At 32.6% G+C, this 19791-nt stretch carries 13 protein-coding genes, 1 rRNA gene and 3 pseudogenes; 2 read left to right on the top strand and 15 right to left on the bottom strand.

The annotated features are described in order from the left end of the window. Positions 1-20: 20 nt before the first annotated feature. Positions 21-1549, bottom strand: a 16S ribosomal RNA gene (locus FQB35_RS13385). A gap of 480 nt (positions 1550-2029) precedes the next feature. On the opposite strand from FQB35_RS13385, the gene FQB35_RS13390 reads away from it, so the two are divergent. Continuing rightward, positions 2030-2707 carry a YetF domain-containing protein gene (locus FQB35_RS13390; RefSeq protein WP_148810860.1) on the top strand — a complete coding sequence of 226 codons (678 nt, stop codon included), beginning with the start codon at positions 2030-2032 and terminating at the stop codon, positions 2705-2707. Positions 2708-2713: 6 nt separating this feature from the next. Next, entirely contained in the window at positions 2714-3094 is a 381-nt protein-coding gene (locus FQB35_RS13395; RefSeq protein WP_148810356.1) for a DUF4363 family protein, read from the top strand. A 16-nt stretch (positions 3095-3110) separates the two neighbouring features. Here the strand turns inward: FQB35_RS13395 and FQB35_RS13400 are convergent, their stop codons facing one another. The 14 genes and pseudogenes from FQB35_RS13400 to FQB35_RS13465 form a co-directional block, all read right to left on the bottom strand. Continuing rightward, positions 3111-4025 (bottom strand): dihydroorotate dehydrogenase, encoded by a 915-nt coding sequence (locus tag FQB35_RS13400; RefSeq protein ID WP_148810357.1) that lies wholly within the window; start codon positions 4023-4025, stop codon positions 3111-3113. Continuing rightward, entirely contained in the window at positions 4018-4791 is a 774-nt protein-coding gene (locus FQB35_RS13405; protein ID WP_148810358.1) for a dihydroorotate dehydrogenase electron transfer subunit, read from the bottom strand. Before FQB35_RS13405 ends, FQB35_RS13400 begins: the two co-directional genes overlap by 8 nt. Positions 4792-4803: 12 nt before the next feature. Further along, positions 4804-5748 carry an orotidine-5'-phosphate decarboxylase gene (gene pyrF, locus FQB35_RS13410; protein ID WP_148810359.1) on the bottom strand — a complete coding sequence of 315 codons (945 nt, stop codon included), beginning with the start codon at positions 5746-5748 and terminating at the stop codon, positions 4804-4806. A 183-nt stretch (positions 5749-5931) separates the two neighbouring features. Continuing rightward, positions 5932-7086 carry a hypothetical protein gene (locus tag FQB35_RS13415; RefSeq protein ID WP_148810360.1) on the bottom strand — a complete coding sequence of 385 codons (1155 nt, stop codon included), beginning with the start codon at positions 7084-7086 and terminating at the stop codon, positions 5932-5934. Positions 7087-7234: 148 nt separating this feature from the next. After that, positions 7235-7612 carry a hypothetical protein gene (locus FQB35_RS13420; protein WP_148810361.1) on the bottom strand — a complete coding sequence of 126 codons (378 nt, stop codon included), beginning with the start codon at positions 7610-7612 and terminating at the stop codon, positions 7235-7237. A gap of 43 nt (positions 7613-7655) precedes the next feature. After that, positions 7656-9392, bottom strand: coding sequence for a phospho-sugar mutase (locus FQB35_RS13425; protein ID WP_148810362.1), 1737 nt, complete (start codon positions 9390-9392; stop codon positions 7656-7658). Between the two features lie 133 nt (positions 9393-9525). After that, on the bottom strand, positions 9526-11367 hold the full coding sequence (locus FQB35_RS13430; protein WP_148810363.1) for a polysaccharide biosynthesis protein: 1842 nt from the start codon (positions 11365-11367) through the stop codon (positions 9526-9528). A gap of 631 nt (positions 11368-11998) precedes the next feature. Continuing rightward, positions 11999-12199: pseudogene (locus FQB35_RS13435) on the bottom strand (sugar phosphate nucleotidyltransferase); the annotation flags it as partial. A 162-nt stretch (positions 12200-12361) separates the two neighbouring features. Next, positions 12362-13885 (bottom strand): murein biosynthesis integral membrane protein MurJ, encoded by a 1524-nt coding sequence (murJ, locus tag FQB35_RS13440; RefSeq protein ID WP_148810364.1) that lies wholly within the window; start codon positions 13883-13885, stop codon positions 12362-12364. A 47-nt stretch (positions 13886-13932) separates the two neighbouring features. Continuing rightward, positions 13933-14097 (bottom strand): annotated as a pseudogene (locus FQB35_RS16690) (DapH/DapD/GlmU-related protein); the annotation flags it as partial. A 606-nt stretch (positions 14098-14703) separates the two neighbouring features. Beyond that, a pseudogene (locus FQB35_RS16695) lies at positions 14704-14824 on the bottom strand (DapH/DapD/GlmU-related protein); the annotation flags it as partial. A 357-nt stretch (positions 14825-15181) separates the two neighbouring features. After that, on the bottom strand, positions 15182-16351 hold the full coding sequence (locus FQB35_RS13455) for an O-antigen ligase family protein (protein ID WP_148810367.1): 1170 nt from the start codon (positions 16349-16351) through the stop codon (positions 15182-15184). A gap of 211 nt (positions 16352-16562) precedes the next feature. Next, on the bottom strand, positions 16563-17594 hold the full coding sequence (locus FQB35_RS13460; RefSeq protein ID WP_148810368.1) for a glycosyltransferase family 4 protein: 1032 nt from the start codon (positions 17592-17594) through the stop codon (positions 16563-16565). 75 nt (positions 17595-17669) lie between these two features. Then, positions 17670-19778, bottom strand: coding sequence for a bi-domain-containing oxidoreductase (locus FQB35_RS13465; protein ID WP_148810369.1), 2109 nt, complete (start codon positions 19776-19778; stop codon positions 17670-17672). Between the last annotated feature and the right edge of the window lie 13 nt (positions 19779-19791).

A 19791-nucleotide genomic window follows, 5' to 3' on the forward strand; every position in this document is an offset into this window, starting at 1 on the left:
AGTTAAGCCTTTCTCCTTAGAAAGGAGGTGATCCAGCCGCACCTTCCGATACGGCTACCTTGTTACGACTTCACCCCAGTCATTGGTTTCACCTTCGGCAGCTTCCTCCAAATGGTTAGATAGCTGACTTCGGGCGCCCCCAACTCCCATGGTGTGACGGGCGGTGTGTACAAGACCCGGGAACGCATTCACCGCGGCATTCTGATCCACGATTACTAGCAACTCCAGCTTCATGTGGGCGAGTTGCAGCCCACAATCCGAACTGAGACTGGCTTTTAGGATTTGCTCCGGATTACTCCTTCGCTTCCCGTTGTACCAGCCATTGTAGCACGTGTGTAGCCCAGAACATAAGGGGCATGATGATTTGACGTCATCCCCACCTTCCTCCGAGTTGTCCCCGGCAGTCTCTCTAGAGTGCCCATCCTAAATGCTGGCAACTAAAGACAAGGGTTGCGCTCGTTGCGGGACTTAACCCAACATCTCACGACACGAGCTGACGACAACCATGCACCACCTGTCTCTCTGTCCCCGAAGGGATTTCCCACGTTACTGGTAATGCAGAGGATGTCAAGTCCTGGTAAGGTTCTTCGCGTTGCTTCGAATTAAACCACATGCTCCGCTGCTTGTGCGGGTCCCCGTCAATTCCTTTGAGTTTCAGTCTTGCGACCGTACTCCCCAGGCGGAGTGCTTAATGCGTTAGCTGCGGCACCGAGGGTGGTACCCCCCGACACCTAGCACTCATCGTTTACGGCGTGGACTACCAGGGTATCTAATCCTGTTCGCTCCCCACGCTTTCGTGCCTCAGCGTCAGTTACAGTCCAGAGAGTCGCCTTCGCCACTGGTGTTCCTCCTAATATCTACGCATTTCACCGCTACACTAGGAATTCCACTCTCCTCTCCTGCACTCAAGCCAATAAGTTTCCAAGGCTTACTACGGTTGAGCCGTAGCCTTTCACCCCAGACTTTATCGGCCGCCTACGCACCCTTTACGCCCAGTGATTCCGGATAACGCTCGCCCCCTACGTATTACCGCGGCTGCTGGCACGTAGTTAGCCGGGGCTTCCTCCTAAGGTACCGTCAGTTTTCTTCCCTTAGGACAGAGCTTTACGACCCGAAGGCCTTCATCGCTCACGCGGCGTTGCTGCATCAGGCTTTTCGCCCATTGTGCAATATTCCCCACTGCTGCCTCCCGTAGGAGTCTGGACCGTGTCTCAGTTCCAGTGTGGCCGATCACCCTCTCAGGTCGGCTACTGATCGTCGCCTTGGTGAGCCTTTACCTCACCAACTAGCTAATCAGACGCAGGCCCATCCTATACCGATAAATCTTTGACTCATGTATCATGCGATACTAGAGTTTTATGAGGTATTAATCCCGGTTTCCCGAGGCTATCCCTCTGTATAGGGCAGGTTGCCTACGCGTTACTCACCCGTCCGCCGCTAAGCTTATACAACTTCATCCGAAGAATCTGTTGTATTCGCTTCGCTCGACTTGCATGTGTTAGGCACGCCGCCAGCGTTCATCCTGAGCCAGGATCAAACTCTCTCAAAAAATTCGTTTATTGCTTCGCAATAACTCATGACGCCAACGAAATTGCTCACCAATGTTCACAATTTCCGTTGCTTAAAATCTTCGAGGTTAAAAATTATTGCTGGCTTAATTTCTTACACTGTGTAGTTTTCAAAGATCAAATCACTTTACCGCCTTTCAGCGACTTTTTTATCTTATCATTTTTTGTCGAATCCGTCAAGCACTTTTTTTATTTTTTTGTTTGTGCTCTGTGTCAGCGACAAGATTTATATTACCATGTTTGTCGTTTTAAGTCAACTGGTAATTTTTCCTTGTTGCTCATTGCCCCTTTGAATGGGACAAGAAATAATATACCATCAAACGCATATTTCGTCAATATATTTTTTGATGGTATTTTTTGTTAAAATATGTTCTTTATTTTAATCTTTTAAGCATAAAACAAATACCTTTTGGTCATAATTTTAAATATATGGATTATACATTATGAAAGGAAGCATACAAATGGTTATTATTTTCATAAGAACCCTATTGTTATACTTATTCGTTTTGCTTTCTCTCAGGATGATGGGAAAAGGTACTTTAAGCGAAATGCAGCCCTTTGAGTTGGTCATTATTTTTATGATTGCTGAGCTTGCCTCACTACCTATGGAAGATACAGCCATACCTTTAATAAACGGCTTTATTTCTATTGCTGCTTTATTAATTATACAAGTAATCATTTCCTACATCAGTCTTAAGAGCGAAAAAGCTAGAAGCATCCTTTCCGGAAAACCTAGCATACTGATTAATAAAGGTATCGTTAACGAAAAAGAACTCAGGCGTTTAAGAATTAATATAAATGATTTAGTGGAACAATTAAGACTAAAAGACTATCATAATATGGCAGATGTTGAATTTGCAATCCTTGAAACCAATGGTGATTTAAGTGTAATTCCAAAGTCTAACAAAAAACCTGTTACTATAGAGGATATAAACAAAAAAGGTTCCTATGATGGCATACCTGTATTCGTTATTATTGATGGTCACATCAATAAAGAAAATCTAGAAAAAATAAACTGTACAAAAGATTGGCTTTTATCTCAATTAAAAAGCAAAGGTGTAAAGAACCCTAAAGATATCCTATATTGCTATGTAGACACAAATAAAGAAATATATATTCAAAAAAAAGTTAAGGTGTGATATTTCATGAGAACACTTATTGCAGCCATATTAGCAATATTTATAATCATCGGAGGATGGTTTTATCTTTATAAAAGCATTGAAAAAAATACTTTTGAATTTATAAATACTTTAGACACTATTTCACTTAACATTCAAAAGCAGGATTGGAATAGAGCCTTTCATGAATTTAACAAGATTCAAAAGAAGTGGAACAAAACAAGAAATCTATGGACCACATTGCTTGATCACCATGAAATTGACAATATTGATTTGTCTATGGCAAAAGCAGACCAATATGTAAAATCTAAAGACATATCCTTATCCCTTGGAGAAATAGAAACCTTAAAAAAATTGTTCAGAATTGTAAAAGAAAACGAAGCCCTTACATTAACCAATATATTATAAAGGCTTCGTTCTTTATCTAAAATTTCAACTGTCCAATAAGTTCTTTTATAGAGCTATATCCTTTTCTTTGTAGATAGTCCTCTAGTCCTTTTAAAATTTCCATACTCACTCTTGGATTTATAAAATTTGCCGTTCCTATAGAAATAGCCCCTGCACCTGCTAAGAAAAATTCAACAGCATCAGCATAATCCATAATACCACCCATTCCAATAACAGGTATATCTACTACCTTCGATACTTCATATACCATGCGAACAGCTACTGGTTTTACTGCTGGACCTGATAATCCACCAATTCCTCTTGCTAAAATTGGCTTTTGCTTCTCAATATCAATTCCCATCCCTATTAATGTGTTGATTAATGATATGCAGTCTGCCCCTCCTTTTTCTGCTGCCATTCCTATCTCTTTTATATCTGATACATTTGGACTTAATTTAACAATCAAAAATTTATTACAATTTTCTCTTACCTGTTTTGTCACTTTATATACCATATCAGGATCTGTTCCAAAGGCTACTCCACCCTCTTTTACATTTGGACATGAAATATTCATCTCTAATGCATCTACAGAAGTATTTGATAAAATTTCTGCCATTTTACAATAATCTTCAATGGTATTTCCATTAATATTTGCAATTACCTTTGTATCATATTGTTTAAGATATGGAAGTTCATTCTTTATAAAATATTCTACGCCAGGATTTTGAAGCCCTACACTATTTAGCATACCCATTGGGGTCTCTACAACCCTAGGCATTGGATTTCCTTGCCTTTCCTCTAGTGTCAACCCCTTAACCATTATACCCCCTATTTTATTCAAATCTACATATTCAGCATATTCCCTTCCGAATCCAAAAGTCCCTGAAGCAACTGTTATAGGGTTTTTCAATTTTAATCCATTTAGATCTACACTCATATCTATCTTATTCATGAAACATCACCTCATCCCCCCAAAATACAGGTCCATCCTTGCAAGTCCTTACATACTTTACGCCTTTTTCTTCTGCTTTTACCTTGCAAGTACATACAAGACACGCTCCAACCCCGCAAGCCATTCTTTCTTCAATTGATAATTGCGACTTTTTCTTATATCTATTGCATATATCTTGTACTTTCTTTAGCATAATCTCTGGGCCGCAAGCATAGATAATATCCACTCTATTATTTTTAATCTCTTCCTCTAATAAATCCGTAACATATCCTTTATAACCAAAGCTGCCATCCTCTGTAGCAACTTTCACCCCTTTTACCCATTGCTCAAAGTCATCTACCAAATAAGGCTCATCTCTATATCCTAATAACACCGCTATATCTTTTCCTTTTAAGCTTTTTACAAGTTCAAGAAGTGGTGCCGTACCAATACCTCCTCCAATAACAATAACCTTCTCTACTTCATCATCTATACTAAATCCATTTCCAAGAGGCCCTAACACATCTAAAGTTTCACCAACCTTTTTATCACATAAAAGTTTCGTCCCTTTTCCTGCCCTTCTAATAATCAATCCAATTCGATCTTTTTCTATATAACTAATACTAATAGGTCTTCTTAATAGCAACCCCTCTCCTCCACATTTTATGTGTAAAAATTGACCAGGCTTAATCTCTCCAAATCCATCAATTCTTTCTATCTCTAATTTATGAATATCCTTTGCAATCTCTACATTGCTTAACACCTTACAAAACATTCGATCTTTCAAATTTATTCCTCCTTACCAGTAGCATTTTCCGTTTGATTCTAATGCCTTATTAATAGCATCTCTCATATCTAGTGCTTCTTTTCTTGCAGCTTCTCCGTACTTTTCTTGAGTATATCCTTTTTCACTCTTTTTATAAGCAAATATAATTCCTCTAGATGAATTTATAACTGCTCCTAATCCATCTTCATTAAAACAATCTACAATATCATCTGCACTAGCTCCCTGAGCTCCATATCCTGGTACAAGGAAATATGATTTAGGCATTGATTTTCTTAATGTTTTTGCCTGTTCTGGATAAGTTGCTGCAACCACTGCACCAACAGAAGAATATCCACATGTTCCTAAGGTCTTCTGACTCAAGTTATCGACCATTTCTGCAACAACCTCATATATCCTTTTTCCTTCTACAACTAAATCTTGAAGCTGTCCTGAACCTGGATTAGATGTTTTTACAAGTACAAACATACCCTTACCAAATTCATTTATATCTTCTATAAACTCTTCTAAAGTATCTCCTCCTAAGTAAGGATTTACAGTAATTGAATCTACAGCAAAAGTTTCATGCTCTACTCCTTCTATATCTACATTTCCTAAATGGGCATTTGCATAAGCCTTTGAAGTAGTTCCAATATCGCCTCTCTTTATATCTCCAATAATCAATAATCCTTTTTCTTTAGCATATTTGCAAGTTTTTATATATGCATCTAACCCCTCAAGTCCATATTGCTCATAAAAAGCAATCTGCGGTTTTACTGCTGCTACAACATCACAAACATTGTCTATAATTTCTTTGTTAAATTCTAATATAGCTTCTGCTACAGCCTTTAGAGTTTTTCCGTACTGATTAAAATATCTGCCTTTCACTACTTCTGGAATAGATTCAATTCTTGGATCTAATCCAACAACCACATTACTTCTTTTTTCTTTTATTGCTTTTACTAATTCATCTATAAACATATTTTTTCCTCCTTTAAATTTAAAAAACCCTTCTGCTAGAGGCAGAAGGGTACAAAAATCCCATGACAAATGTAGATGTCTAAACTACATCACCATATCCCGTCCTTTCCGGCCTCTCTGGACCAAATTAAAGGCTCATATTCATTTTTATCATGTTACCATATCATTCGATAAGCTGTCAACCTATTCTTCACCTAAAAATTCAAATATATTATCATATTCACTGTTTACAAACTCATACAAAAGAGAATTATCCAAATCCATACATTCTTCTAATTCTAGCAGTTCTTTAAATATACTTTCTCTAAAATAACGTTCTATCTCGTCTATTTTGTCTTGAGAATAAGCTGCCACCACTAATTGATCTGATGTTGTAATATAGTATACTCCATAAATATCATTGTTTAAATAATATACCTGACTGTTTACATGGTCATTTGTAGGGTTAAACTCTGTATACAAAAATCCAAAATTATGACTATGCTTCATTGCATGAGGCTTTTCTTGTTCTAATAGCTTAATCACTTGTCCCGTATCTTTTACATAATAAACAAGCAAATGTTCTTTTCGAGTTAACCCAAAAGCTGCTTCTGTACTGGTAATCTTCATAATAGATTTTATTTCTGCCTTTTCTACCTTTAGTCCTTTTTCCGTGTTTGCCACCTTTATTTCCGATACAAACATTTTATAGTGATTTCCTACATCTACAAGAGATTCTGTAATATAAGAATCTTTATCTTCTTCAATAACATTTTTTAGTAATACAGAAGGTTTCACTACAGGTTTATAATCTATATGACCTTTAGATAAATAAGCCAAAGCTTCCTCATCATTTCCTACCGCTCTCATAACAAAATAATTAATCAAATGCATATATGATTTTATATCCTCACAAATTTTTTCCCACAATCTTAGCTTCTCTTCTTCTGATAAATAAATCTCCTCTTTTAGAATAAAATCATATTCATACTTAGGCTCAGGCAATACTTTATTCCATTTTTTATTCTTGTAAACAAAGCTTTGCACAAGATATTTTGCCTCTTTTTCATTTATAGAAACAAAATCTCCTCCTAAACCGCCCATCATTCTGGCAATAATCCTTTCAACCTCCTGCATATTTTCTCCATATATACTCATATAATCATCAAACCCATATTCTTCTGCATCTAAATGGAAAAACTGATGAAAAGTATCTCCATCTTCTGTTTTCCATAAAATATATAAGCCTATAACCCCCATGAGCCTAGTATTTGTTACATAGGCTTCTAAAAAGTGATATTTACTATTCACCCATTCAAATTTATTTCCTTTAATGACCCTAAATTTACTTTTGCTCATATTTATCTCCTTTTATGGATATTTCTTCTTTTATGTTTATTCTTCATCTATTTTACCACAAATATTTAATATATAAATGCATATAAAAAATACAGGATAAAATAGTACATTATAGTACTATCATCCTGTAGCAATCATACTAGATTTTTTATTTTATGGATTTTAATCTTGCAATATCATTCCAATTCTTAGAAGTAACCATTTCTACAGTATTTACATCCGTATGGATTTCTCTAAGTTCTTTATAAACTTGCTGTATTTCTTCTTTTAATTCAGAACGAGTCAATTCATTTTCTTTTGTAATTCGATCATCTAATTTTTTTATATCTGATTTCATTTCTATTATATCTGCTTGCATTTCTGTTATATCTGATTTCATTTCTATTATATCTGCTTGTATTTCTGTTATATCTGATTTCATTTCTGTTATATCTGATTTCATTTCTGCTATATCTACTTGCATTTTTACCTGATTCTCTTTTAATTCTTTTAACTCCCCTAAAATCTGCTCTAATATTTTTTCCATCTATCTCAACCTTTCTCATACTCGTTATTTATATTATATCAAATTATAATGAAAAAGTGTTGATGATTTCCATTACACCATTTTTTACATTAATTAATTGCTCTTTAGCATCTTCTAAGCTCTCTCCCATAACAGAAAAATAAATTTTAACCTTTGGCTCTGTTCCTGATGGTCTTACACAGAACCAACTATCATCTGTAAATGTAAAGTGTAATACATTAGACTTTGGAAGAGTCAAAATCTCTTCCTCTCCTGTTGATAGATTTATCCCTTTGCTAATATCATAATCTCTAAAAACTTTAATCTCTTTTCCTGCAATAGACTTTGGTGTATTATCCCTTAGATAAGCTAATATCCTTTGAATCTTTTCAAGTCCTTCTTTTCCTTTTAACGTAATAGATACCAAATCTTCTTGGTAATATCCATATTTTTCGTAAAGTTTCATTAAGGCATCATACAAAGTCATACCCTCAGACTTATAATATGCCGCCATTTCACAAATAAGCATTGATGCAATAACAGCATCCTTATCCCTTACAAAGGTACCCGCTAAATACCCATAGCTTTCTTCATAGCCAAATAAGAATGTTTTCTCCTTATTTTCTTCAAACTCCTTCATCTTTTCTCCAATGAATTTAAAACCTGTTAATGTATCCAAGGTTTCTACTCCAAAAGATTTTGCTATTTTTTCTCCCATTTTGCTTGTAACAATAGTCTTAATAATCACACCATTTTCAGGAATACTATTTCTTTCCTTCATGCTAGATAATAGATAATCAATAAGCAATGCACCTGTTTGATTTCCTGTTAGTACCTGATATTTTCCTTCATTATTTTTAACAACAACCCCAACTCTATCACAATCAGGATCTGTTCCAATTATCACATCTGCCCCATGCTTTTTAGCTAACTCCATTGCCAACGTAAAAGCTTCATGCTCTTCAGGATTAGGAGATTTTACTGTGGAGAAATTCGGATCAGGAATTTCTTGCTCATTTACTACAATAACATTTTCAAAGCCAATTTCATTAAGTACCCTCCTTACAGGCATATTTCCTGTCCCATGAAGAGGTGTATATATTATTTTCATATCCTTCATACGCTCTATAACTTCTTTTCTTAAAACTAAGCTTTTTACCTTATCTATGTACTTTTTATCTACTTCCTCTCCAATGATTTCTAACAAACCTTTATCTAAAGCATCTTCTTTATTTATGTACTTAACATCTGCATAATCTTTAATATCTTGTATCTCTCTTATAATCTTCTCTGCTGTATCTGGTACAATCTGTCCTCCATCTTCTCCATAAACCTTATAACCATTATATTCTGGAGGATTATGACTAGCAGTAATAACAATCCCTCCTGCACAACCAAGCTCCCTTACAGAAAAAGATAATTCTGGCGTTGTTCTTAAAGATTCAAACAAATATGCTTTTATACCATTTGCAGCAAGTACTAAAGCTGCCGTTTCTGCAAACACATCTGATTTGTGACGACAATCATATGCAATCACAACCCCTTTATTTTTTACAGCCTCTACTGTTTTTAATAAATAATTGGCAAATCCTTGTGTAGCTTTTCTAACAACATATTCATTCATTCGATTTGTACCAGCTCCAATAACTCCACGAAGTCCTCCTGTACCAAACTCAAGATCTTTATAAAAACGTTCCTCTATTTCCTTCTCATCATTTTCTATATTCTTTAGTTCAGCCTTTGTTGCCTCATCAAAGTATGGATTACTTAACCAATAATTATACTGATCCTTATAACTCATCTCTATAACCCCTCTTTAATCATTTTTATTTTAAACTTATTATACCATCAGTTCATTGCATGAACAACAAAGTAAAGTTTTTTATAAAAAAACAGCCTCAATCTTAAATTGAAGCCGTAAAATTTTATTCTTTTTAACTTATTCTCGTATATGTAGGTACCATATGCTCAATATAATCTTTTACATCTTCATGATCACTCATAAGAATTTCTTTTAACCTAGTAAGTTCTGCTGTTAATAGTTTATAATCCATAAATATGGGTTGTCCAATAAATATCTTATTATGCCTTGTTTCCTGTAAACCTTCTTCATCCATTAACAATTCCTCATATAGTTTTTCTCCTGGCCTTAATCCTGTAATTTCAATATCTATATCTACATAAGGTTCAAACCCTGATAATCTAATTAAATTTTCTGCTAGATCTATAATTTTTACTGGTTCACCCATATCTAAAACAAATATTTCTCCACCTTTTGCCATTGCACCAGCTTGTATTACTAGCTGCACTGCTTCTGGTATAGTCATAAAATATCGAGTAACTTCAGCATGCGTAACAGTAACTGGACCACCTTTTTCAATTTGTCTTTTGAATAATGGAATCACACTCCCATTACTTCCAAGTACATTTCCAAACCGAACAGCAACAAATTCTGTTTTACTTTTTCTACTCATACACTGCACAATCATTTCTGCAACCCGCTTCGTTGCTCCCATTATATTTGTAGGATTTACTGCTTTATCAGTAGATATCAGTACAAACTTTTCTACTTTATATGTATCTGCACATTCTGCTACATTTAGTGTTCCAAATACATTATTTTTTATAGCTTCCTGTGGATTTGCTTCCATCAATGGTACATGTTTATGAGCCGCTGCATGAAATACTACATTCGGCTTATATTTTGAAAATATCTCTTCCATTCTTTTTCGATCTCTTACAGATGCAATCAACACTTCTAAGTTTAATTCAGGATGATTTCTGATAAGCTCATTTTGAATATCATAAGCATTATTTTCATATATGTCTAAAATCAAAAGTTTTTTAGGGTTGAAAGTCGCAATTTGCCTACACAACTCTGAACCAATAGAGCCTCCTCCACCAGTCACCAAAACCGTTTTATTTTGTAAATATACACTCATTTCCTCTAAATCAACCTTTACAGGCTCTCTTCCTAACAAATCTTCTATAGCTACATCTCTTATTTGCTTAATGCTTACATTTCCATCAATCAATTCATACATTCCAGGAACAATCTTAAGTTTGCATTTTGTTCTACTGCATTCTTCTAATATTGCTCTTATCTCTTTCTTTGAAGATGATGGTATTGCAATAATAATTTCATCTATTTTTTTTCTTTCTGCAACTTTTTTAATATGATATCGATCTCCTAAAACAGGTACCCCATTTATTTTTCTACCTAGCTTTGCATCGTCATCATCTATTACAGCAATAGGTATACTATTTAGTTCTTCGTGATTTTTTAGTTCCTGTATCACCATTGCTCCCGCTTGACCAGCCCCGACAATCATGACTCTTTTTAAGCCTTTCTTACTACCCATCCCATTATTTCGTATTCTTCTTGCAGCTCTATAACTAAATCTAATACCACCTATTAGAATAATATCTAATATAAAGGTTAAAATATAAATACTACGGGGTAAATGTTGTTGGATTATAAATGTATAGCTAAGTGTAGCAGCAGTTGCTACAAAAGATGTGGTAATAATTTGAACAAGTTCTTCTATACTTGCATATTTCCATAAGCTATTATACATACCAAAAATATAAAATATAATGAGTTTAATTCCCGTTAAAGTTAGTACATTCTGAATGAATACATCAAAATACTTAGCAGATTGTACTCCGTGTATAAAGTTGCCATCAAATCTCAATACAAAGGCTAATATAAACGCTAAATTTATTGCTATAATATCTGCAAGTATAAGTAAGGTACTATAAATTTTTTTACGCATATTGTCAACTCCAAAATTTTATATTCTATAAGTATACTATAGAATTTTATAAACATAATGTCAATATAGCATAGTTGATCTAGTATTTTCTGTTTACTTACCTTTTTGTTATTGCAACTTCATCTAAAGCAATATTCTTTGTTTCTTTTTCAATCACCTTTAAAAGATACTTTAAAAACTCACTTCTCACCGCAAAGCAAACTCTACCGTAGCTTCTAAAAATCCTAATTTATTTCCAACATCAATCCCGAATTTCATAACTTCGAATCTTCCTTTTCGGTGGTTTACCTTGCAAATAGCAAGCAGAACCTTTCGTATCCTGTAGATCTCTAGACCCGTACATTCACCCCCTCGTCAGACCTTTGTGGTCATTCTCACCATAGGTATCTTTTCAGCCTTCCGGCCTATCTCATACCATATTATTTTTCAAGAACTTAGGTATGATTCAGCCGACTTCACCTGGCTTCATACATAAATAATCTACTACTTATTTATGCATGCAGTAGTATTAGAGGAGTAGTTTCAACTCAACATGACGGCTTCGTTCCTACTCTCGATGAATCAGTTGCGATTTACAAGTTGTAAATCCCTCCCTTTCGTGCCTACGCACTTATAGGAGACGTGTCGCACCAAAATGGTCCTCTATACTTTTCTTATTTCGACCATTTATGATTAGTATCTCTTCTACACCTGATTTTACAGCTTCTTCAATAATATATTGAAGCGTAGGCTTGTCTACTATAGGTAGCATTTCTTTGGGTTGTGCTTTAGTAGCAGGTAAAAATCTAGTACCAAGACCTGCTGCTAGTATTATGGCTTTACGTACTTTTATAAGTATGTGAGACTTCTTTCATATATAATCTAATCTTATGATTTTTCCCAAACCTCCAATCATCCCAACATATTTCTTTAATTCAAATCTTTACCTTTCAATCAAGCTCTATTTCAGCTTTACTAGGTTCATCGTAGCAGGAAGCGATATTTCAGTACCTGATTAAGCAGTTCCTCTACCAAACTTTTTCTTAATTGCTCCAACAATCACGTCAACATCCTCGATCTTCATAAAGTAGATAATCACAAAGTATGATACTACTCCAACTCCGATGGCGATAAGGATTGATATATTTTGACTAAAATTAGTTGTAAGATAGTTAAAGCTTAATTTAGCAAACAATCCCATTAAAGAGGAAGCTAATAAGATTTTTAGAAATGAAATGGATATTTGCTTCATTCCAAATGGACCTATTTTTTTACGAAGACTAATGAATAGCATTACTGTTGTAAACGTTGCTGAAATAGAAGTTGCTAGCGCTAATCCGCCTATTCCAATATATCTAGAAAGTATAATATTTAGTATAATATTTAGTATCATTCCAACCGCTGCATTTTTTACTGGTGTTTTTGTTTCCTGCATTGAATAAAATGCTCTAGATAATACTTCCCTCAAACCTATTCCTAGCATACCTAAAGAATAAAACAATAATGCTGATGACGTTAAAGTTATTGCTTTAGAATCAAAAGCACCTCTTGCAAACAGCAACCTAACCAAAGGAACTGCAAAAAAGATTGCCCCAACTGTCGACGGTACAAGCAATATACTAATAGTAATAATTGATTCAGAGATAATTTTCTTAAAATCATCATTTTTTTTATCAGCTACTGTTTTTGACATCATTGGATAAATTGCAACTGATATTGACATTACAACGGTACTCAATATGAAAGAGTTCAATCTATCTGCATAATTTAATGCTGATATTCCTCCAATTGCAATTCGTGAAGCAAGAGTTTTATCTACTAAAACATTTATCTGACTAATTGATATACCAAAAATCAACGGCAAAGCTATCTTCCCTAAACTCTTTATATGCTTATTTTTAAAGCTTGCAATAAACCGTAAAGTCATTTTCTCTTTTAAAACAAAATATAATAGAAAAATGAACTGAACTAATAAAGCGATTACACTCCCTATTGATAATATAATCATGTCAGTTTTATAACTGAAATAAATTGATGCAATAATACATATATTATAAATGAATCCTAGGATAGCAGGTATAACAAATTTATCTTTTATCTGTAAAAAACCATTTAAAATCGTAATAATTCCAGTAAAATAAATACCAAAAACAGTTATTCTGGTAAAGTTAGTAGCTAACAACAGAGTATCTCCTTCAAATCCAGAAGCAAATATTCTCACTATCGATTCTGTAAACAATTGAACAACTAGTATAACTAACGTGCTAATAATAATCAAAATAGAAATTAAGTTACTAGTAAACCTATAACTTTCATGAGTACCTTCTTCTATTTCTATTTTACTATACATAGGGATATAACCCGTTGTAATCCCAACACCAATAAAAGAAAATATTACTACCGGTATAGTCAATGAAATAAAATAAGCATCACTTACATTTGACGCTCCATAAAAATAAGATAATATTATCTCTCTAACGAACCCCAACGTTTTAGATAATAAAGTAATAATCATCAATAATAATGCTTTTTTTTTCAACTTATCACCATCCGTATCCCTATTTCGAACTCTCAAATTTATTATTCTCTATACTTTATAATACGTGCTGGTACTCCTGCTACAACAGCATAGTTTGGTACATCTTTAGTAACGACACTTCCTGCTGCAACAACAGCACCATCGCCAATATTTACTCCTGACATAATTTGGGCTCCTGCTCCTATCCATACATCATTCCCTATTATAATATCTTTCTCTATATGCCCTTGATCTTTAATCAAAGTAAATCTATTTTTATAATTATGGCCATCTGTTCTTATATGTACATTATAGGAAATTAGGCAATTATCTCCAATAACGATTTTTCCTTTTTCACTGGCTTTAATAATCCCACCATTTATATAAGAATTCTCTCCTATAAAAATATTCTTTCCATATATTACTAAAGTTTTGTGATTTATAATTGATGGATTTTTAATATTTTTCTGCTTAACAGAATAAGAATTAAACTTAGTAATAATAGCCTGAAAAATTCTGATTATAATATTTATTCCTCTACCAATAATTAATATTAATATTCTAATTATGCTTTTCATATACAATTTCCTTTCAGTCAATTAAATTTCATTCTGTTTACTAAATGTGCTATAAATCGAAAGTTAATTGACAGATAAAACAAGTGCTCTCTTCCTAATTTTGAAAAATGTCAATAAATTTTTATGTTTGAATAGAAATCTTATTTATTTATATATTATTATTTAGTTTCTTTTTTGCAATAATTTCTTTATGCAATTTAATTTGGTCAAATTCCCATCTTTGTCTAACTTTCTTACTTGGAACACCAGTATAAACTGAAAATGGTGGAACATCTTTTGTTACTACACTAGCTGCTCCGATGATTGATCCTTCTCCAATTCTGACTCCTTTTAATATTGTCACATTTGCTCCTATCCAAACATCATTTTCAATTATTACATCTTTGTCTGTATTTTCATTTTTTTCCTTTACATCTATCATAAATTCACCAATTATATCTGTCCTATGATCTCCACCAAGTATCACAACATTAGGTCCAAACATCACATTATCCATAATTATAATATTACTATGTGTGCTTCTAAATATTGCATTAGGTCCAATATATACCTTATTGCCAATAATAATATTATCATATGAAAAACTTCCCCCACTAGCAATAATCACCTTTGTACCACAACTTTTAAACATGCTAAGTTCTAAATGCATATGTACTCTATTTATGACTTTCCTCATATTAGTAATACTTTTATACACACACTTTTTCAAGTATAAAAACATTTATTTTATCTTCCTTTCTCAACAAACTTTATTCTCTAAATTGACTCGATGTTCATTATTCGATATCCCTATTAAACTCCATATAAAAACAGATATAATAATATTATTCTGAATAATTGAAACTTCAAAAAAATCCCTCATTAGTAATCCAGAAAATATAACAAACGTTACTTTACAAAACTTATCACTTCTTAATTTGAATAATATCCGTATTATACTAAAAAATAGAAATATTAATAGAAATAATCCTATTACTCCCTGTTGAAATAAAACTTGAATATAAAGATTATGAGCACTTAAGCCTTTTCCATCTATCAAACTTGGTTCAACCCCAGTTCCATAACCAAACCAGTAATTCTCCTTCAATGAATTAACGAGCTTAAACCAGATATCTATTCTACCAGTCTCTAACCTTTTTCCAAGATAAACTGCAGAAAATCTTTGAAGATTAATATTATTTAAATAGCTAAAATATGGTAGTAATAATATAGTTAATATTAATAAAATCATGAATCCGATTATTAGCTTAATCATCTTATTTCTTTTTTCCAAGAAACACATATATATATATATATTTAAGCCAATAATCAAACCAACCCAACTTGCTCTTGAGAAAGAAAGTACAATTGCAGCTGCAGCTATAGATATTAGTAAAAAATATACTCTCTTCTTTAAATTATTCTTTTCCATTTCAAATTTGTATATTGGAAAAAACATATACGAAAGCAATATACCGCCATATAAATTTGCGTTTAAAAAAAAACCAGTCATGGGTTTTCCTAAACCAAATCCACTAAGGAATCCACATATAACCAATAATATTAGTATTTTCATACCAGATGATATGATTAAGTCAATATCCTTCTTATCCCACTTAACTGAACCTAAAATTATTATAAGCGTAAATAATCCTACTAGCATCACAAATTGCTCAAGACCTACATCTAGTCGATTAATTCTAAGAACAGTCCACAATAAGTATAAATAGAATGGAATTAAAATTTGGTTATTAAGTTTATACTTTGTATTTTTGTTTAATAAATTTATTGCAAATATGCCCAATAATAACAAATAAAGAGCAAATCTTACATAAATATTAGTACTCTTATTAAAGGTCCATCCTAGTAGTGGAGAAATATATAATACTAGTGATATAAATATCGATGAATATCTCGAAGATTTAGACACTTGCCCCTCCTCCAATTAATATTTGTAGTTTATCAAATATTTTACTTATTAATTTTGATACAATTTCTTATAAGATTTTAGTGCATCTATAAGCCTAACTTGTTTATTATTACGAAAAAATTTCTAAGTAATTTATCTCATCAGATAACTGTATCAATACATATGAATAGCTATACTTTTTTAAAATTTTTTTCATTCTAAAATCTTAAAGTTATTTGGCAATGGTATTATATAAATCAATATATTTGGAAATATATTTTTCTTTTTCATAATTGTTATTATTCTTGTTACTATAATCCTTTTGACTTTTAATTTTTTCTAAAAATTCATCAATATTTCTCGCCTTAAATAATATCGTACCTTCTGCCCTTTCACATACATCTGATGCAATAGACGGTACACCACATGATATTGCCTCAGCTACCGATATCCCAAAGCTATCTGTTGATGTAGGTCTAACAAAGACATCAGCGTATTTGAACAATGAAACTAAAGAAATATTCTTGTTATATATTAAAAATCTATTCTCAATGTTATATGTTTTTATCATTTCAAGGCACTTCTCAAAATAAACTTTATCCTCAATTATAGGAACACAAAAAATAAAACTTATATCTGGAATTCTTGCACAAGCTTCAATGCACATATCTAGTCCATATATATCAGTATTACTATGATCAAGATATAATTTATACGCATTAGCTACTACAATCTTTTTTGAATTATTGATAAATTTCATCAATTCATCAGGTACCTTTTCATTTAATTCTATTTCTGATGGAGGTAAATATGTGTTGAGAACAATAATTTTAGAATCAATTACTTTATATTGAATCAATTTTACCCTTATCATTTCAGAAGGGGCTACAAATACATCAATAAATTTTTTCCCAATATTAAAAAAAAGTCTTTGTATTAGTGAAAATTCTTCTGGTCTAAAACTATGAATTGTAGAAAGGACACATCCATCCACCAACTTACTTAATAACGATAAAATTGCAACTTCTATCCAATTATTTAACTGATAGTGCAAAATATTCTTCCGAGATAATTTTACACAATACAAAAAATTCCTAATGTATAATTTAAAGCTAAATCTACCACTATTTTTTCGAGGTCTAAGATTAATAAATGTATTATCTACTTCAATCTCATCTAGTAATGATATTAACCTTTTTGTATGTATGGTAACTCCTCCAATAGGAGGAGGCAAGGCTCCAGCAATAACAACTTTTTTCATCATATTTTTTGATAACTCCTCAACACGTGTATTTTTGAATGTTTTGTAGATAATAGTCTCCCCTGTAGTTTAGTTATTCTATTTGATACTACTGATCAAAAATCTATGACTTGCAAAAGCATCGTCAATAGAAGTATTGGAAATTTTAGCCTTTAATACATTATAAATATAATTATATTCATCCCTAATCCCTTTGTCTTGTCTAAGCTTTATCTTCGTATTTTTCATACTTCCATATTTATTCATTCTTATATAATTATTCATTTCATAAACTTGACCATTAGAAAACACCCTTAGTTGTTCTTTAGCATATTTTTTTGAGCCCATTGATGTATAAATAATATTACCAATAGCTCCTGACGAGAATTTTAATGTAATAATGGCATTATCTTTCTTTGGAAAAGCATCATTTTGTGCAAACGTAATATTTATAGATTCAAGATTACTTCCATCTAAATATTGTATAACATCAATAAAATGAATCGCTTCACCAACAATTCTTCCTCCACCAATTTTTTCATCTTGTGTCCAATGATCTTCTGGTATATATCCTGCATTAGCAATGTAGTCATATACAGCAGGAATTTTATCAGTAGCTAATTCTTTCTTAATTTTCTTTATAAGAGGAGCATGTCTCCTATTTAAACCTATAAACAATTCACCTTTAGCTACTTTATAAGTAGATTCAATTTTTTCAAGTTCATCTAGCGTTAAACACATAGGTTTTTCACAGTAAACATGTTTTCCTGCTTCTAATGCTTCAATAATAAATTTTGCATGTGTGTTATGTTGTGTTGAAATAACAATAAGGTCAATACCAGGATCATTCAGTAATTCTTTATAATTATTTGTTGTATAATCAAAATCAAAAACATCTTGTGCTTGCGCCGTTCCAACTCCACCAGTAGTAGCTAATCCTTTAAAATGATATAATCCTGTATCCTTCATGATAGGTAAAAGAGTATTCTTTGCAAAATTACCCGCTCCAATTAATCCAATTGAAATTTTATCTTTTTGAAATTTAGATTTTCCTTGATTATTTATCACCTTATTCAGCCATTTACTTTTATTCTGAGAATATTTAAGTAATATTCCAATATAATTCTCATTATTCTTATTTGTAGTAATCATCTCATATGCTATATCAGCTTTTTCAAAGTCAATTTCATGAGTAATTAAATCAGAAAAATCTACCCGATTTTGTGCAATTAAACGAATAAATTCCTCAAGATTACGTCCTTCAGTAAATCGAACATGCCCAATTGGATAATCAATTCCTCTTTCTTCATAGTTTGAATCATATCTTCCTGGGCCATAGGATCTAGCAATTGTAAAAGTTAATTCTTTTTCATAATATGGACGTCTATCAATACTCATCTGAGTAACACCAATCATACAAATAATTCCACGATCACGTGCAATTGCAGCAGCTAAATCCATAGGATCATTGCTATTTGTAGCAGCTGTTATAATTACTTTATCTACCCCTCTTCCTTTTGTTAAAGATTTCGTTATATCTTCAGCATTTTCATCATTTGATAAAATAAATAATTTTAATTTTGTCCCATCTAAGGATTTATCTTTGATGTCATAGCCTATAACATCACAACCATAAGCATTTAAAATACGTGCAGTTATATGTCCCAATAATCCTAATCCAATGACAGCTACAGTTTCACCTGGCTCAACTTTTGCTTGATGAATTCCCTGTAAAGCTATTCCACCTAATGCACATAATGCACCTTGACGATAGTCTGTAAGTTCATTAGGAATCTTAACAATTAAGTTTTTATTAACTCTATTTACTTCACTATGATAAGCCTGTCCTGCCATAGCTACTAAATCGCCTACTTCAACTTCTGTAACCCCACGTCCACACGCAACTACTTTGCCAACTCCTGAATATCCCATGGGCATTGGTTCTTTTAACCTAGTGAAAACTGACTCAACTGTTGTTAAGATTCCATCAGTAGCCATTTTCTCTAAAACTTTTTTTACTTGGTCAGGCCTTTCCATTGCTTTTTGAACTAAATTTTTACTGCCAAAAGAAGTAAGACTTCTCTCAGTCCCTGCACTTACAACTGAATATAATGTTTCTACCAGTACATAATTTTCTTTAACTTTTGGTACTGGTTTATCTATCAATTTAACTATTCCATCATTAACCATTAAAAATAATTGTTTCATACTATACCCTCAC

It is taken from the genome of Crassaminicella thermophila (assembly GCF_008152325.1).
Taxonomy (GTDB): domain Bacteria; phylum Bacillota; class Clostridia; order Peptostreptococcales; family Thermotaleaceae; genus Crassaminicella_A; species Crassaminicella_A thermophila.

Bases quoted from the DNA above. Each gene is read 5' to 3' on its own strand.
- FQB35_RS13430 (WP_148810363.1), bottom strand. From the start codon at position 11,367: ATGCGTAAAAAAATTTATAGTACCTTACTTATACTTGCAGATATTATA.
- FQB35_RS13390 (WP_148810860.1), top strand. From the start codon at position 2,030: ATGGTTATTATTTTCATAAGAACCCTATTGTTATACTTATTCGTTTTG.
- FQB35_RS13395 (WP_148810356.1), top strand. From the start codon at position 2,714: ATGAGAACACTTATTGCAGCCATATTAGCAATATTTATAATCATCGGA.
- pyrF (WP_148810359.1), bottom strand. From the start codon at position 5,748: ATGTTTATAGATGAATTAGTAAAAGCAATAAAAGAAAAAAGAAGTAAT.
- FQB35_RS13400 (WP_148810357.1), bottom strand. From the start codon at position 4,025: ATGAATAAGATAGATATGAGTGTAGATCTAAATGGATTAAAATTGAAA.
- FQB35_RS13460 (WP_148810368.1), bottom strand. From the start codon at position 17,594: ATGATGAAAAAAGTTGTTATTGCTGGAGCCTTGCCTCCTCCTATTGGA.
- FQB35_RS13415 (WP_148810360.1), bottom strand. From the start codon at position 7,086: ATGAGCAAAAGTAAATTTAGGGTCATTAAAGGAAATAAATTTGAATGG.
- FQB35_RS13465 (WP_148810369.1), bottom strand. From the start codon at position 19,778: ATGAAACAATTATTTTTAATGGTTAATGATGGAATAGTTAAATTGATA.
- FQB35_RS13420 (WP_148810361.1), bottom strand. From the start codon at position 7,612: ATGGAAAAAATATTAGAGCAGATTTTAGGGGAGTTAAAAGAATTAAAA.
- FQB35_RS13425 (WP_148810362.1), bottom strand. From the start codon at position 9,392: ATGAGTTATAAGGATCAGTATAATTATTGGTTAAGTAATCCATACTTT.